Genomic DNA, 18,196 nt, shown 5'->3' with positions numbered 1-18,196 from the left:
CCAAATGAATTCATTATTTTTGTTGCTTAAAAGACCTATAAATGACAAAGATTGACGCTAAAATCTTGGAGAAAGCATCTGCATGGCTCACTCCGATTTTCGACACTGATACACAAGCGAAAGTTCAAAAACTTATAGATACAAACCCGAAAGAATTAACCGAAAGCTTTTATACTAATTTGGCTTTTGGAACTGGAGGAATGCGAGGTGTTATGGGACCTGGCACTAACAGAATCAATAAGTATACCTTAGGGAAAAACACACAAGGACTTAGTAATTACCTCAAACAGACCTACCCGAATGCGTCTTTGAAAGTTGCCATTGCTTATGATTGCCGACATAACAGTAAGTCATTGGCACAAGTGGTTGCAAATGTGTTTTCTGCCAATGGTATTGAAGTGTATTTGTTTTCAGATTTGCGTCCAACACCAGAATTGTCATTTGCCGTAAAATATTTGGATTGTCATTGTGGAATTGTCTTAACAGCTTCCCACAATCCACCAGAATACAACGGTTATAAAGTGTATTGGACTGATGGCGGACAGATTGTTCCTCCACAAGATGGTGAGATTATCAACGAGATTAATCAGCTCGATTTTGCTCAAGTTCAGTTTGATGCCAATGATGATTTAATTCACCTTGTAGACACGGATGTAGATGAAGCCTTTATCAATGCAAGTGTTGCCAATGCAGATTTTAAAGCAGAAAATAAAGATGATTTAACCATCGTTTTTACGTCTTTACATGGAACATCTATTACGATGATTCCAGAAGTTTTAAAACGTGCTGGTTATAATAATGTACATATTGTTGAAGAACAAGCAACACCAGATGGAGACTTTCCTACAGTAGTTTCTCCAAATCCAGAAGAACCGGAAGCCTTGGAAATGGCTTTGCAATTGGCCGAAAAAACCAATGCGGATATTGTGATCGGAACCGATCCTGATAGTGATCGTTTGGGAATTGCAGTCCGCGATTTGGAAGGAAATATGATCCTGTTGAACGGAAATCAAACCATGGTTGTAATGACCGATTTCTTGTTGCAACAATGGAAAAACAACGATAAAATTAACGGAAAGCAATTCATAGGTTCAACAATTGTATCTACTCCAATGATGACAGAACTTGGAAATGCTTACGGAGTGGAATGTAAAATTGGTTTGACTGGTTTTAAATGGATTGCCAAAATGATCAAAGATTTTCCTGCATTGGAATTTATTGGTGGTGGCGAAGAAAGCTTCGGATTCATGACAGGAGACTTTGTACGTGACAAAGATGCAGTAACAGCTGCATTATTGGCATGTGAGATTGCTGCCCAAACAAAAGCCAATGGAAGCTCTTTTTACGCTTCTCTAATTGATATGTATGTAGCACACGGTTTTTACAAAGAAAAACTGATTTCTTTGGTAAAGAAAGGAATCGATGGCGCCGCTGAAATCAAGCAAACCATGATTGATTTACGTGAAAATCCACTCACGACAATCGATGGTTCTAAAGTAGTACGAATTGAAGACTATCAAGCGTCTATTATGACTGATATGGAGACTGGTACAATGTCTGAAATCTCCATTCCGAAGTCAAATGTTTTGATATACTACACTGCCGATGGCACTAAAATTGCAGCGCGTCCAAGTGGTACAGAACCAAAAATTAAATTCTACTTTAGTGTAAATCTGCCATTAGCAAACAAAGCAGATTTTGCTGCTGTAGAAAATCAACTCGATGCTAAAATAGATCGCATCGTTCAAGAAATGAAATTAGACTAATGGATTATTTTAAAAAAATTGCGCATTATATTCGCCCCTATAAAAGATATGCAGCTTTAAATATCTTCTTTAACATTTTATATGCTTTGTTCTCAGCATTGGCATTCATGGTATTAATGCCTTTGTTGAATATTCTTTTTGATAAAGACACTGAAAAAGTAACTATAGAGCCAACTTACGAAGGATTTACACAATTCGCAGATTATTTTGAAAAGTATATTAATTATAACATTTCTGAAATGGCTGGAACGAATGTGCCTTTAGTCTTAACATTCGTAATTGCACTAATTTTAACTGTATTTTTTCTAAAAAATATTTTCAATTACCTCGCTATGTATTTTATTACATTTTTGCGAAATGGTGTATTGACAGATCTTCGAAATGATTTGTATAAGAAAACAGTAGATTTGCCACTTTCTTTCTATTCTGAAAAGCGTAAAGGAGATATGATGGCACGAATAGGAACTGATGTATTGGAAATTCAACATTCATTCTTATCTATTCTAGAATTAGTAGTAAGAGAACCACTTACTATCATATTCACAATTCTATTCATGCTTACCATTAGTGTGAAATTGACAATTTTTGTCTTTATTTTTATTCCAATTTCTGGCTATATAATTTCATTAATTGGAAAATCCTTAAAAAAACAGTCTGACCGTGTACAACAAGAGCAAGGTGTTTTTCTGTCGCTTTTAGAGGAAACTCTAGGCGGATTAAAAGTGATCAAAGGGTTTGTGGCCGAACCACACTTTAATCAGAAATTTCAAGAATCTACTGGACGCTTCTTAAAGTATTCCAACAAACTTTTAAATCGATTAAACTTAGCAAAACCAACAAGTGAATTTTTAGGAATTTTAGTAATTGGTGTCTTGCTTTGGTATGGTGGACACATGGTATTGGTGGATAAGTTAGCAGATGGTGTGACTCCTGCATTGGATGGAAAAAAATTCCTAGCGTTTATGGGATTGGCGTATAATATCCTTACACCTGCAAAAGCCATTAGCAAAGCAACTTATGGAGTACGGAAAGGAAACGCTGCTGCAGAGCGCGTGTTAGAAATTTTAGAAACCAAAAGTCCAATTGCAGATGCGCCTGATGCAAAAACGAAAGAAGGTTTCCATAAAGAAGTTACTTTAAATAATATCACATTCCGATATGAAGAAGCAAATGTCTTGAAAAACTTCACACTAAAAGTTCCGAAAGGAAAAACGGTGGCTTTAGTAGGTCAATCAGGAAGTGGAAAAAGTACCATTGCCAACCTTGTGACGCGTTTTTATGATGTGAATGAAGGAAGCATTGAAGTAGATGGCGAAAACATTAAATCGCTCACAAAAGCTTCGTTACGTGACTTGATGGGATTGGTTACACAAGATTCTATTCTTTTTAATGATACGATTCGAAATAACGTAAAACTTGGAAAACAAGACGCGACTGATGAAGAAGTGATTGAAGCGTTGAAAATTGCCAATGCGTGGGAATTTGTAAAGGATTTGCCTGAACTTTTAGATCATAATGTTGGAGATTCTGGAGGAAAACTTTCAGGCGGACAAAAACAACGTTTAAGCATTGCAAGAGCTGTATTGAAGAATCCACCGATTATGATTTTGGATGAGGCTACTTCTGCTCTAGACACTGAAAGCGAACGTTTGGTGCAAGTTGCTTTAGAAAATATGATGAAAAACAGAACTTCTATCGTTATTGCACACCGATTGTCTACCATTCAAAATGCAGATGTTATTGTGGTGATGCAAAAAGGTGAAATTGTAGAGCAAGGAACACACGAAGAATTGATTAGCAATAATAGTATCTATTCTAAGTTGGTTCAGATGCAGACGATTTAGTCTTTGAAGTTGAAATTGAACTCGAAGTTGAAGTTGAAGGTGAACTCGAAATTGAAATTGAAATTGAAGATGAACTTGAAAAGTTGAAGTTGAGAATTTGACTTTTGAAAGTTGCTTCTTGAGGTATCTATGATATTAGGGATTTAGCTTGAGTTAAAATTTAATCAATTACAAATCAATTAATTGCGGAATACTTGTTATTTTTTTATCTTTAGATTAAACCTTTATTCTTTTCAAAAGTCTTAGAATAAAACAAACGCAATTGAACGTCATAGAAACAAGCCTCATTGATGACTTAAAGAATCCGCAAACGCAAGAAAAAGCGTTTCGACAACTTGTGTCTACCTACAAGGAACGTTTGTATTGGCATATCCGAAGAATGGTAACGAGTCATGATGATGCTGATGATGTGCTTCAAAATACATTTATCAAAGTTTTTAGAAGCATTCACAATTTTAAAGGCGATAGCAAGTTGTATTCTTGGATGTATCGTATTGCAACGAACGAATCCATCACATTTATCAATCAGCGTGCAAAGAAAGCTGGAGTTTCTTCGGAAGAATTGCAAGAACAATTGGTCAACAATTTAACTGCTGATGTGTATTTTGAAGGTGAGGAAATTCAACTAAAATTGCAAAAAGCTGTTGCCACGTTGCCACAAAAACAGCAAATTGTTTTTAATATGAAATATTTTGATGATTTGAAGTATGCTGAAATGAGTGAAATTTTAGATACTTCTGTAGGAGCACTGAAAGCTTCGTATCATCATGCAGTAAAAAAAATAGAAACTTTTTTAACCGATTAAACCTTTTGTATAAATTAGCGTCTAACTATTGTGAACAATAACGAATTACATAACAAAGAAACAGGATTCAACACTCCGAAAGATTACTTCAACACGTTTGAAGAGCGTCTTTTTGATCGTATGAAAACCGAAGCTGTGATTCCGAAAGAAACAGGTTTTACAACACCTGACGCGTATTTTGACAGTTTGGAAGATTCGCTTTCAAAAAAGTTATTCAGCACAGAAGAAACACCTAAGGTAATTCCGCTACAGCGAAAAAGAAATTATCTAAAACACCTAAGTTATGCTGCGGCAGCTTGTATATTATTTTTTGTAGCGATCAATCTTATAAATACAGATTCTGATGCCAATCTTACCATTGATAAGGTTGTAAATAGTGAAATTAATGAGTTTATTGAAAATGATTTAATCGCATTGAATAATTATGATTTAATAGCGGTGTATGAAGAAGAAAATGTAGATATTACCACCACTTTTGAAGTAAATTTAGACGAAATAGACACGATAGATTATTTAGAAAACACAACAGATCCATACGATTTGTTAACGGAACAACAATAATAGCATGAAAAAATACATTACAATATTGCTTGTTTGTTTTGGGCTTTTCTCAGGAATAGCTCAAAGAGGCGGCGGAAAAGAGAAAATTAAGAAACTTAAAATCGCTTATTTTACTGAAAATTTAAATTTCACAGAGAAAGAAGCACAACAGTTTTGGCCAGTATACAATGTATATGATGATAAAAATCATGAATTGCGACAAAGCTTGAATAAAATCAAAAGAGATGTAAAATCCAATTCAAACATGTCAGAAACAGAAGCGGCATCAATTTTGGATAGAATTCAATCTATTGAAAAGCAAGTGTATGAAAACACTAGAGATTTAGCCAATAAGCTGCGTAAATTTCTACCGGCAACAAAAATTATTCGTTTGAAAAAAGCGGAACATGAATTCAATAGAAAATTAATGAAGCAGTTTCGTAATAAGCATAAAAAAAATTGATCAATGTCCTAAAAAACCTAGAATTTTTTTAAATTCAAAATCCTACATTGATTAGAAAAGAGCACTTCCCTCAAAAGAAATGCTCTTTTTATTTTAAACCTTTTTTAAAAAGTAAAGTCTAAAAGATATAGCATAATAACAAGTGATGCATATCACTGTTTATAATTTTTGGTGATTGGTAAAAAGGAGCATTTTATAGTGCTCCTTTTTCTTTTTTTTCTGCAACTAAAAAAATACATATTGATTAGTATTTTTATTTTCAAATTTCATTTGTAGTTTTAGGAAAATTAACACAGATGAATCTCGCAAATACACAACAGTTTAGTTCTTTTAGACATTTTGAACGACATAATGCCCCAAAATTTCATGTGATTTTATTTATCATATTAAGTATTTTGATGGTTGTGTGCGGAAAAATGTTTCATATTTACGATTGGGTGACGCATCCGCAATTTACTCACGAAGAAGTCACAGGAACTTGGTTTATGAATCACACGAGTTTTTACCAACAATTGTTATTCACGCTGTTTTTCATCTTTGATTTTATATGGGCTTTCCTCCTATTTTATATTGTTGGAAAGTACGTTCACAGCAAAACTAAAAAGCATAATATCAAGATTGTTTTTAAGCTGTTTCTTGTATTAGCGAGTCTTGCTTATGCATTTGATTGCACTGAGAATTTCTATTATTTATGGCATAAAGAATACCCAAAAACCATTGTGATGATTAAAATTGGTTTTTATGCCGCTGCATTTCTTACCGTTTTGCTCGTCTGGATGCGCTTTTCTTTAAAAAATAGATTGGTGTTGCTTAAGGAATTTATCTATTCCTCCTGGATGAGTTTATTGTTCTTGTTCATCATTGGACTTTCCTTGCCGAAAGCACCACAAATGAATTCGATTATTGTAGACTTGTATTACCATCCATATTGGTTTGTATTCGTCTTATTGCTAGGTTTTGCGCCTATCTATTGTATTGTACTTTCACACTATCCGAATTATTTTTTACTCTCAAAATCCAATCGAAAATTTCAAGATAAAGACTGGCGTATTGAAAAAGTGTTCAGCATTTTTGGAATTGTTTGGTATAAGAATAAAGATGCTCAAAGCGACCTAGAAAGCATTGCGTATGAGAGTAATTTAAGTTTTTTACGCCGTGTTATTGGTGTTTTCTTTTATGCGGCTTTATTTTATATGCTTGCTTATACCGCAGATACCAATTTTGGTTTTGGTGTAGAATTGAGCGGATTTGTTAGATTGCTCATTGTTGGATTGATTATTTGGTTGTATGTATTAAAAAATCAAAAAGATAAATGGCGTCTATATTATAAATACGGATTACAGGAAGCTAAAGATTCTGGTAATGATTTATATATGATAGAAGAAAAAGAACAGAAGGTCAACAATCCTATTCATACCTACGTAATCATCTTAATTATTACCTTATTAGCACATTTTGCCTTGCTCTTTTTATTGATTTGGTTTGAACATCCGTATAATTATACCACCGTAATTTTAAGTTTAGTATGCATTACGCTTCAAGCCATTACATACACGTATTACAGAACGTTTAGAACCTTATTCAAATATGCGTTTTTTAATAAAGATAATGACGCGGTTATCAATAGCTTTCCATTGATGAGTGATGAAAAAGATACACGTTCACGTGAAGAAAAAAAGGAAGCCATTATTAAAATGTTTGAAAAGAATCATCATTTTGGACAAAGCAAATTTTTCAAAAAACTATCCAAACTGAGAATTCGCAACCTCAGCTTAGGTGCTGCCAGTAATAATATCATCTTTTTAAAAGTGATTTCTTATTTCGGCGCTGCCAATTTACTATTCTTCTTAGCACTCAATATTTGGCCAACCTACGCCATGCACGTAAATGCTGTGATTATTATTCTTTCTGCTTTTTTCTTACTGTATGGAATTGTGGTCGTGATTTTAAAGCATTTTATGTATTATAATTTGTCAGATGAAGATTTTGCCAAAAGGAATAAACCAAATTTCAGCTTTATCGTTTATGCGGCTGTATTGGCGTTGTTTATTTTGAATTTTCTATCAAAAAATAACAATCTATTCGAGTTAAGACAAATAGAAAAAACGGTTACTACTGAAACGATTGACTTAGAAAAGTACATTCAAAATTTACCTGATACACGTTATTATATTGGCTGTTATGGCGGCGGAATGAAAGCAAATGCTTGGACTATGACTGTATTGAATGCTTTGGATAAAGACGGAACTCTCTATGATAAAACAGTGTGTTTATCGGGCGCTTCTGGAGGAACTATGGGATTGATTAATTATTCTGCCATTAAGCATGAAAATGATGATTTACAGTTTCGGGATTCCATCATACGAAAAATTGGTACTGAGAATATTTTGTCTTTAGATTTGGCGCATTTGTTAGGTCGCGATTGGTTTCTGCATGTATTGGCTCCTGTAAATTTAATTGGTAAAGATCGTTCTACAGCTGCTATGTGGACGTATGCACAATATGTAAATGATGATATTTCACTCAATGAATTCAACACAACTTCCTACAGACAACAATGGTACAATATGTATACAAAGCGAAACAATCGTTTTCCAATTCTTATCAGCAATACCACAAATATTAAAGGGCGACAAGGAATGGCCGTTTCTATTCCTATGGAAAAAAGTCATGCAAAATCAGTATTGTATTTAGGCGCCAATGATATTTTGGAGTTAGGAAATAACAAAACCTTGAGTTTTTATAATGCAGCTTCTACGACCAATCGTTTTCCGTTGATTAGTCCAGCTGCAACCATTGAAGGCGAAGGACAATATAATGATGGTGGAATCTATGAAAATTCGGGATTGCTTTCTGCGTACAAATTGTATGAAGCTATCAATGAACTCGATGCGACCGCAAAAGACAAGAAAACGGTGTTTATTAATGTCATCAATGATAAATCGGCTTATATCAAATTTGTGATGGATTCCATTATGATGGAATGTGACGGCGGTGTGATCAATAAATCCAGTGAAATTTCTGCAATCTTAAACTCAGTCGCTGCTACCGAAATGTTTCCGGGTTATATAAAGGATAAACTAAAGCTTTTAGATGCTAAATACGAGCATTTTACATTTGAGAATATATACTTGCCTCATAAGTTTGATTTGGCGGATGTACAGATGATGTACGGGCAAAAAATAAAAAATACAGAATGTGTCAAAAACATCGCTGCTATCATAAAAGAGAACAATCGATATATAAAAAGTTTGATGGAAGGTTGTTTGGCAGAAACCAATACCATTATTGAACCAGAAATGAGCCGTGTAATGGCTGCTCCTGCTTTTGACTTTATGCAGTATATGTTAAAACATGATAGCGTAAAAAGTGTGTTGGAACGGTTGTAATACTATTTAAACAACAACTTTGCAATCCTATTTTTTCCAGCAGCGTATGCTGTAGAATCATTGATGAATTTGATAGTATAAAAACCTTCATCAGAAAGGTGTTTCCATGTATTTCCTGCATCGTTGGAATAGTCAATTCCTTTGAAACCTACTGCTACTAGTTCTTTTGCGTTACTGTTTGGAACGTATTGTACACAGCTTCGATAACCAGGATTTGTATTTTCGGCAACGAGTTTCCATGTTTTTCCTCCATCAGAAGTGCTAATTTTGTTGGCTTCATTGATGTCTGCTTTGCTATAATCGCCACCAATGGCAAATCCGTTTTGAGCATCATAAAAATCAATAGAATACATTCCTGTGGTTTCTATTCCTTGTACAATAGGTGTTTCGTATACTTTCCAAGTTTTTCCTTTATCAGCAGAATACAGAATTCTGCTTGCCTTTCCTCCTGTGGCAATCCACGTTTCATCACCAACAATGGCAATATTGGTATTACTTGCTGCAAAAGCGGCTTCTCCTTCTTTTGCTTTTGGCAAATCGTCACACGAAATTTTGTACCACGTATTTCCGCCATCACGTGTAATGATAATACTGATACAATTGTCTGTTTGATCGCCCATGGCAATTCCTTCATTTGCATTCCAAAAAGCAATAGCATCATAAAATACTTTTTCATGGGTTTCTGTGTACACCAAGTTTACGTCTCCGTTTTTTGAAATTTTATACAATAAGGCAGGATTCACAATACTGATTCCAAAAGTAGTTTCATTGATATGTGCCACCGCGCGAAAACTGACATTTAGCGAATCTGACACTTTTCCTTTGAGCAGATTTGTATGTTGACCAGCTATTGCGTTGTAATGTCCAATTGTCGTTTTGTTTCCTCCATAAACCAGATCGTTTGTAGGTGTAACGGCAATAGCTCTTATACTGATAGAATCGTTAAAGATAGGCGTAATTTCTACCTTAGAGATTGCCTTTTTAGTTGGCTTTTGTTCTTTTTTCTTTTCTTCACAAGAAAAAAATAATATCGCTACAAAAATGAAAAGAATATGACGCATAGTTAGGATTTTTTAGAAGGAATTAAGGATTGACCAACGGCTCTTATTGAAATGACATTCAGTGGAAACTCCATAAAAACATGCACAAAACTTAAGAATAAAAGTAAAGTAAATCCAATTTTATAATCATAGATGTATAATACTACAGAACCGATCCACAATAGTAAAATAGTTAACGATCGTTTTTGTGTAAGCTTTTTGTGCCAACCGATCACTGAGGTTTTGGAAAACCAATTGAGATAATGATAGGTATACGCAAAAGCAATGAATATTTGAATTTTGATAAATAATACACTTTGAAATGAAAACTGAGTTCCATCTGTCACACCTATAACTTGTGATAGTTTCGCGTTTAAAACGTAGAATGCATTGTTCTCATAAATTGCTCTAGTTTCAAATCCCAATACATAATCCAACGAGTCAACAGAGAGAAAAATAATTACAAAAGGAATGACAAACATCAGTATGATATTAGAATATCCTATTCTACTTTTTGACTTTAAATTTCCATACCACATAAACATGATGGTGAAAAAGTATACGTGAATTACTGTGGGAAGCAATATACCGATGATAAGATGATATACTGATATTGTGTGAAATAAGAAAGCTAAAATAACACCTATTGCCAATGCGATGTATTGATATAATTTATTTTTGAAAACGGTAAACGCTACTGCTGCTATGATGGCAATAAATAAACAACTATTAAAATATGCTGGAAGCGTATTTTTGATGAACAGTAGGGTTTCTGATGTTGCGTATTCTTCTGTGACAAATACGCCTACTAAAGGCGGAAATGATACTAGAAAAGCTGCAACAATCACTAAGTAAATCCAAAGTTTACTCGCTATAAAATACTTCTTGTCACGAATCCAATTAATTTCTGTCAAATAGTGTAAAGGTCCTAATACTGCATACGCAAAAAGAAAAAGTTCAAAAGGCAAGTAATAGGCAAGCAGAAAAGAGAGTACAATTAATCCTGTATTTAAAAGGTCTATAGTTCCAGTTTTCATCTGTTGGTTTTTAATTGGCTAGTGTGTTGGATGGAATTCTAAATAATGCAATTCGGTTCCTCTCAGCTAGTTTCGTATTGTCTAAAAATAGAAAAAGCTTCGTAGACTACGAAGCTTTTCCTTATGAATTTAAGAATTGAATCTTGCTATATATTATTCAATAATCATTTTCTTAGTATCAACTTTTTTACCATCAACATATAATGTGTAATAGTACATACCTGAAGATAATGATCTTGTATTGATATCTAATTCCTGATCTCCTTTTTGTGGTAAATCTACTGTAGAAATTACTTGTCCAGCAGTATTTACAAATACAATAGCAGCATCTCCAGTTAATTCTTGTGGAATGAAATAACGGATAGATGAAGTATCATTGAAAGGATTTGGAATGTTTTGATATAAAATCGCTCCACTTCTTGATGCATTGTCAGGAGTTACTACAGATAACGTTCCGTCACACGCACATACTTCAATGGCAGCTACTCTTGTAAGTAAGTCATCAATCTGTGCTTGCTGTGCAGTATTTTCTGCTTCTAACGCTCCTAAAATTGGAGATAAATCAACGTCTACAGAAGCTCCACCTTCAATAGCAACTGTTAATGTACTTCCAGATAATGTAGCAGAAGTTAAATCCTGATCATCTGTTCCTGTTCCATCTGCTAAAGTAGATAAATCAACTCCAGTTCCTCCAGAGATATTTAAGGTTGATCCTGCTAATGATAAGTTTTGACTATCTGTGTTATCTAAATATCCTGATAAGTCAACTGTAGAAGCATTTCCTGTAATACTTAATGTGTTTGTAGCCAAAGAAATTGCCTGTGCATCTGTACCAGTTCCATCTTGTAAAGAAGCTAAATCAACTCCAGTTCCTCCAGAAATATTTAACGTAGTTCCCATTAAAGATAAGTCTTGGCTATCAGTATTATCTAAATATCCAGATAAATCTACCGTTGAAGCATTTCCAGTAATGCTTAAGGTATTAGTAGCCAAAGAAATTGCTTGTGCATCTGTACCAGTTCCATCTTGTAAAGAAGCTAAATCAACACCAGTTCCTCCACTAATATTTAAGGTAGTTCCCATTAAAGATAGGTCTTGGCTATCAGTTCCTGTTCCATCTTGTAAAGAAGCTAAATCAACTCCAGTTCCTCCGCTAATATTTAAGGTAGTTCCCATTAAAGATAAATCTTGACTATCTGTGTTATCTAAATAGCCAGAAAGATCAACAGTTGTCATACCACCAGAAATACTTAACACATTTGCTGCTACAGATAATTCTTGACTGTCTGTATTGTCTAAATATGGTGATAAATCTACTGTTCCAGCATCTCCTGTAATACTTAATATATCACTAGAAACAGAAATTGCCTGTCCATCTGTATTGTCTAAATACGGTGATAAATCTACTGTTCCAGCATCTCCAGTAATACTTAAAATGTCAGAAGCTACAGAAATTGCCTGTGCATCTGTATTATCTAAATATGGAGTTAAATCTACTGATCCACCATCTGTTAAGCTTAATGTATTTGTAACCAATGATAAATCTTGTGTATCAGTATCAGTGTCCATCATACCTTTCCACTGTGTTCCATCCCAATAGAATGAATTATCAGTTTCTGTATCATAAACCACCATACCTTCATCAGTTGCTCCTAATGAGCTTCCAAACGCTGTACGTTGCGCGGTTGTCATACGGTTTAAGTGTAAACCTTTAGCCGTTCCTGTTAAATCTAAAGCTGCGTTTGCATTTGGTGTATCTGTACCAATACCCACACTTAATGGATTTGTTGCTCCACCAAGTACCATTGTATTGTCATTGACTGCTGTTGCTGCATTACCAATAGCAACTGCGTTTGTTCCTTGTACATTTGCAGCATTACCAATAGCAATGTTATTTGTAGGATCTAAAGCACTTGGATCTGTAGAAGAAGCTTGATATCCCATAACAATAGCTCCATCGTTTTGTGCTATTGTAGTTGAACCAATTGCAATTGCATATTGATTATCAACATCTACAGAACGTCCGATACCAACGGCATCATTTTCTGCCACATTTACACGATCACCAATACCAACTGAGTAATCAGCTAGCGTTCCCATATTTCCTAAATATCCCATCATAACAGAGTAATCTCCACGAATATCGTGATCAATACCCATAGAGATTGAGTACTGTCCGTCTATAAACGAATCGTTACCAAATCCCATTACGTTATTATTACTTGCGGTAATATTATACCCGAAGAACATCGTATTTGACCTATTAGTATTATCAAAATCTGCCAACGATCCCATACCTACATTGTACTGACCTTCACGGTTTGTAAAACCAGCTGAGAATCCTACATATGTATTGTGGTTTGCATTAGATGTATTATTTGTACGGTTGTTGTCCCAACCAGATTGTGCTCCAACGAATGTGTTATAATCTGCCCATTCTGTAGCCACACCAGAAGCAGCTCCGACAAATGTATTGTATATACCGTCTCCAACATCAATACCTGCTGAATCTCCAAAAGCAGAGTTGTGGTGACCATCATCTACATCACTCATAGATTCACTACCAACACCCGTATTTCGGTAACCTACATCAGAAGAAATACCTACTTCGTTTCCTACGAATGTTTGTTTATAACCTGTAGTGTTGCTAAAACCTGCATCTTCTCCGATGAAGGTGTTTTCGTAACCAGTGGTGTTGTTTGCTCCTGATTCTTCTCCGACGAATGTATTGTCATAACCAGTAGTATTGTTTTCTCCAGATTCAGCTCCGATGAAGGTGTTATCTCCACCGTTGATGGTCAAACGACCTGCTTCGTATCCGATAAACGTATTGTCAAAACCAGTAGTATTTGAGTATCCTGCAAGATATCCAATCGCTACTAACTCACTTGTAGTAACGCTTCGTCCTGCACTATATCCAAATAGTGTTACTCTTGATCCTGAGGTAATAAAACTACCTGTACTATCTCCATAAAATGTGTTGAAGTCTCCCGAAGATATACTTACTCCGGAACCAGTACCCATAGTCTCATTCAAAGTTTGTGCTTGCATTCCTGTGAGCCCTAATATACACAGGAGAAACACAACTACGAGGGGTAATTGTTTTCTCATAATAGAATTGATGTTTAGTTTATTTTATATGGTTATGCCAAATATAAAGAATTTAATTTTAACATATAGCCAAAAATAATTAACTAATCATTAAGATTTCCCCGTAGATATACGTGTTTTCTAAAAATATGTATCGTCAGTACTTTTTTATTTATAGATGGTAGTTTTTAGATTGAATAATTCTATTATATTGCAATCAAAATTAACCTAACTCTACATGCCAAAAGCTGAAAAATTTAGTAGCTGGATACTGTTTAAATGTATATTTTTAATATATGCAATTTCGGCGCCAAACACCATTGCTTTCTGGGATAGTCCTGAGTTTATTGCTAGTAATTATACCTTGCAAGCATCGCATCCGCCAGGTGCTCCTTTTTATACTATTTTATGTAAAGTTATCCTATCATTTTTCCCTGCAAGTATGGCGGCATTGATCAGTAATTTGATTTCTGCATTTTTTGGAGCATTGACGTGTACATTGTTATATAGAATCACTTTAAATATCAGCAACCAGATACTTTCTTTAACAAAAAGTAATACCACACCTACAATATCAATTATTTCAGGAATAGTTGCTTCATTAACTCTCGCATTTTCAGATAGTTTCTGGACAGCCTCTACAGAAGCTGAAGTTTACACTTTGTCTTTTGCATTGATGACCGGAATGATTTATTTAATGTTATTATGGGAAAAAACTACAAATCGTAGAAAGGAAATTAGATATGCATTTTTAATTGCGCTACTGTTAGGGATTTCTACGAGTGTCCATTTGATCACGATTGCAATTGTAATTCCGTTTTCTGTAATTATTGCTCACAAAAAATTTGGACTTACATTGAAAACGTTTTGTATTGCTATTATACTTGGTTGTGCAGCTTTTTTTATTATTTACGGATTCATCGTACAAGGACTCATCAAACTTGCCAATTCACTAGATATATGGCTCGTAAATTCCTTTGAAACACCTTTAAATACAGGAGTTATTGTCCTATTACTATTCATTGCTGTAGCAATAACTATGCTATTGATTCTTTCTAAAAAAAGACACAAAACTCAACTTCATCATGCGACACTTGGTGTGATTTTTTTCTTGGTCGGAATGAGCTCATTTTTTATGCCACTACAACGATCGAATGTAAATTTATTGATCGCTGATAGCATGCAAAATAGTAATAAAATGTTGCAGTATGTACGTGCAGAGCAGTTTGGCGTTGGTGCCATTCCTTTGTTAAAGGGACCTGTATACAATGCGCCTTTAGATAAAGATGTAGCTTTTGTTGATGGAAAACCAGTCTATAATTACAATAAGAACTCAGAGAAATATGAAATTACACATGACGGGAAACTTAAAGAAGTAAATTATTCAGATGAGTTTACCATGTTTTTTCCGCGTATGTTTGACAAAGGCGATGCTGATAAGTACAAAGCTTGGACTACAATTTATGGAGAACCTATCAACTATCCTGTGCGCGGTGAAATGGTCACCATAAATAAACCCACTTTTGGTGAAAATATTAGCTTTTTTATTAATTATCAAGTGATTTGGCTGAATGCTCGTTATCTATTTTGGAATTTTATTGGAAGACAAAACGATCATCAAGGTTTAGGTTATATCAAAGATGGAAATTGGATGAGCGGCATCAATGCTTTGGATAAAAATCGAATTGGAGATACTGCTGTGATTCCTGACTATTACAAGAATCATAAAGGAAATGATGGATATTATTTTCTACCATTTATCTTAGGAATTCTAGGCATTATTGCACTTCGAAAACACAAGCAATATTTCTGGATGACCTTGCTCCTATTCTTAACCTTTGGCATTGGAATTACAATTTATGTAAATCCCGTTCCTACAAGTATTTTGATCCGTGAGCGCGATTATATTTTTATAGGATCTTTCGTCATTTTTGCCTTGTGGATTGGACTTTCTGTCGTGCTTTTGACACAAGCTGCTTCAGCGATTAAAAATCCTAAAATTAGGACCAGTGTTATTGCAGGAATCGTATTATTAGCTGCACCATTACAATTATTAGCGAAAGGTTGGGACAATCACCAACGGGGACATGATAATTTTGCATATAATTTTGGAAAAGCCTATTTAGATGCCTGTCCGGAACAAGCAATTTTAATTACCAACGGCGATAATATGACATTTCCTCTTTGGTATTTACAACAAGTAGAAGGATATCGAACTGATGTGCGTGTCATCAATTATGATCAATTGAATATTGACACACATGTAAATAACTTAAAGAAAGCTTCATACGATTCAAAACCTATAAAATTTAATCTTCATCCAGATTTTTATGTGAGTGGTATTGAAAAACTGATTCCGCTTCAAGAGGAAACAAAAGAAGCTGCCGTTTTACCTATTCTGTTCGAGTTTTTTAAGAAAAAGGAAACACGTACCAACTGGAATGGTCGTATGCGACATTATATTCCATCAACTTCATTTTCACTTCCTATTGATACCACACGTATCAAAAAGTGGTTTGACACCAATAAACTGAATGTTTCTTATACATCTGCTATTACTTGGCAACATCCTAAAAAGTTTTATGGACTCAATGAAATTGTGTTGATGAACTTGGTGATGAATAATATTAATGAACGTCCAATTTGTTTTGTAATCAATGGAAAAAAACAACATACAATCGGTTTAGAACCATATCTAATTCAGCATGGTATGGTCAATATTTTGGCGCCTATTCAACGTAAGAATCCAAAACTAAATCCGAAGATTGTAGATACTGAAATGATGTATCCGTATGTGATGAATACTGTAAAATTTGATGGTTTGCATGACGATTCCGTTTTTATTCGCGATGAAAATGTCACCTATGCACGTGAAATTTTACGCCAGAATTATTACTTCTTAGCACAAGCTTTATTGGAAGAAGGAAACACTAAAAAAGCTCTTGAAGTATTAGATAAATGTATTAAGATTTTCCCAAATAAAACGGTTCCTTTCGAACAGTACGCGTATGCAATTGGAAAGTTATATGTGCGTGCAGGAAATGTGCAACAAGGAACTGAAATTTGTAAAACGGCTATGCAAAATATTTGGGGAGAATTGCAATGGATGATTTCTTTTGATCCGCCCTATCCAATCATTAATTTACGTCATGCCTATCGATTAAAAAACATGTATTTTCAGATGATGCAACAATTTCCAGGTGGTGTACAAAATGCGCCTGTAAGTGAACAAACCTTTCGTAGTTTTGACGAATCGTTTCAAACATGGCAAAAACGAAACTGGCCATACTAATTCCCCTAACTATGTTATTTTCAACCGAAGTTACTTCTTCAAAAATTATATCAGACAATCCGCTATTTCAACGCACATTGAAAGCGTACCATTTGGTCGCTCCACACATTCATGGGAATGTATTGGAAATTGGTTGTGGCGAAGGTTATGGTGTTGAATTATTGTATAAAAATGCCGATCAGTTAACATTGATTGACAAGTCGCCTTACACAGCCGAATTGATCAATAATAAATATCCAAATACAACGATTATTCAAGAGAAGATTCCACCATTAACACAATTAGAATCTAATAGTTTTGATGTGGTTGTTTCTTTTCAAGTGATTGAGCATATTAAAGAAGCTGCATTGTATTTAGATGAAATTCATCGTGTGTTAAAACCAAATGGAAAAGCTTATATTTCTACGCCTAATGCACTGAAAACCATTGCGCGAAATCCTTGGCATTATAAAGAATATACTTTTGAAGATTTATCAAATTTGATTGGAAAAACGTTTTCAAACTTCACCATTCAAGCGGTTCGTGGCAATGAAAAAACAGATGCCTATTATGAAAAAAACAGAAAATCTGTGGCACGCTTTTTACGCTATGATATTTTTAAGTTAGAACGCAGAGTTCCATCTTGGATGTTACAAATTCCGTATGAAGTTGCCAATCGTATGAATCGTAAGAAGTTGTTGAACAAAAATCCTGATTTGGTCAATAGTATTACGTTGGAAGATTATACACTTTCGGAACATTCGGAAGCTACTTTGGATTTCTTTTGTACGTTGGAGAAATAGATTTTTAGACGCGCTTTGCTTTTGGATTGTTAGACTTGCTCGCGCTCTTAGAAGCGCTTTTGCTTTTGGATTTGCTTTGTTCTTGGATTTATTCAATAAAATTATAAACTCAAAACGTCTTTTCGAGTGATTTTTGTAAAAAATTGTA

The 18,196-nt window shown here is 34.5% G+C and carries 11 protein-coding genes; 8 read left to right on the top strand and 3 right to left on the bottom strand.

Going from position 1 to position 18,196, the window contains the following annotated elements; genetic code table 11:
* Positions 1-41: 41 nt before the first annotated feature.
* From Q0845_RS24195 to Q0845_RS24170, 6 genes are all read left to right on the top strand, one after another.
* The gene (locus Q0845_RS24195) at positions 42-1,766 is read left to right on the top strand and encodes a phospho-sugar mutase (RefSeq protein WP_298519375.1); all 1,725 of its coding nucleotides are present in this window, start codon (positions 42-44) and stop codon (positions 1,764-1,766) included.
* Positions 1,766-3,610: an ABC transporter ATP-binding protein gene (locus Q0845_RS24190; protein ID WP_298519372.1), complete on the top strand. Its 1,845-nt coding sequence runs from the start codon at positions 1,766-1,768 to the stop codon at positions 3,608-3,610. The genes Q0845_RS24195 and Q0845_RS24190 overlap by 1 nt, the downstream gene beginning before the upstream one ends.
* A gap of 262 nt (positions 3,611-3,872) precedes the next feature.
* Positions 3,873-4,415: an RNA polymerase sigma factor gene (locus Q0845_RS24185; RefSeq protein ID WP_298519366.1), complete on the top strand. Its 543-nt coding sequence runs from the start codon at positions 3,873-3,875 to the stop codon at positions 4,413-4,415.
* A 30-nt stretch (positions 4,416-4,445) separates the two neighbouring features.
* The gene (locus tag Q0845_RS24180) at positions 4,446-4,976 is read left to right on the top strand and encodes a hypothetical protein (RefSeq protein WP_298519363.1); all 531 of its coding nucleotides are present in this window, start codon (positions 4,446-4,448) and stop codon (positions 4,974-4,976) included.
* Between the two features lie 4 nt (positions 4,977-4,980).
* A complete protein-coding gene (locus Q0845_RS24175) occupies positions 4,981-5,418 on the top strand; it encodes a hypothetical protein (protein WP_298519360.1) in 438 nt (145 codons plus the stop codon).
* A 296-nt stretch (positions 5,419-5,714) separates the two neighbouring features.
* Positions 5,715-8,807 carry a hypothetical protein gene (locus tag Q0845_RS24170; protein ID WP_298519358.1) on the top strand — a complete coding sequence of 1,031 codons (3,093 nt, stop codon included), beginning with the start codon at positions 5,715-5,717 and terminating at the stop codon, positions 8,805-8,807.
* A gap of 2 nt (positions 8,808-8,809) precedes the next feature.
* On the opposite strand, the gene Q0845_RS24165 is transcribed toward Q0845_RS24170, so the two are convergent.
* From Q0845_RS24165 to Q0845_RS24155, 3 genes are all read right to left on the bottom strand, one after another.
* Positions 8,810-9,868, bottom strand: a complete 1,059-nt coding sequence (locus Q0845_RS24165) for a YCF48-related protein (RefSeq protein WP_298519356.1) — start codon at positions 9,866-9,868, stop codon at positions 8,810-8,812.
* Between the two features lie 2 nt (positions 9,869-9,870).
* Positions 9,871-10,884, bottom strand: a complete 1,014-nt coding sequence (locus tag Q0845_RS24160) for a hypothetical protein (RefSeq protein WP_298519353.1) — start codon at positions 10,882-10,884, stop codon at positions 9,871-9,873.
* A 153-nt stretch (positions 10,885-11,037) separates the two neighbouring features.
* On the bottom strand, positions 11,038-13,995 hold the full coding sequence (locus tag Q0845_RS24155) for a T9SS type A sorting domain-containing protein (RefSeq protein WP_298519351.1): 2,958 nt from the start codon (positions 13,993-13,995) through the stop codon (positions 11,038-11,040).
* A gap of 217 nt (positions 13,996-14,212) precedes the next feature.
* Here Q0845_RS24155 and Q0845_RS24150 point away from each other — a divergent pair, with 217 nt between their 5' ends.
* Complete coding sequence (locus Q0845_RS24150) at positions 14,213-17,266, top strand: DUF2723 domain-containing protein (RefSeq protein ID WP_298519348.1); 3,054 nt, start codon at positions 14,213-14,215, stop codon at positions 17,264-17,266.
* Positions 17,239-18,048 (top strand): bifunctional 2-polyprenyl-6-hydroxyphenol methylase/3-demethylubiquinol 3-O-methyltransferase UbiG, encoded by an 810-nt coding sequence (locus Q0845_RS24145; protein ID WP_298519345.1) that lies wholly within the window; start codon positions 17,239-17,241, stop codon positions 18,046-18,048. The genes Q0845_RS24150 and Q0845_RS24145 overlap by 28 nt, the downstream gene beginning before the upstream one ends.
* Positions 18,049-18,196 lie beyond the last annotated feature (148 nt).

This window comes from uncultured Kordia sp., assembly GCF_947489565.1.
Lineage (GTDB): Bacteria > Bacteroidota > Bacteroidia > Flavobacteriales > Flavobacteriaceae > Kordia.
Note: the sequence above shows the minus strand (reverse complement) of the source record. Positions and strands in the feature narration are given on the sequence as shown.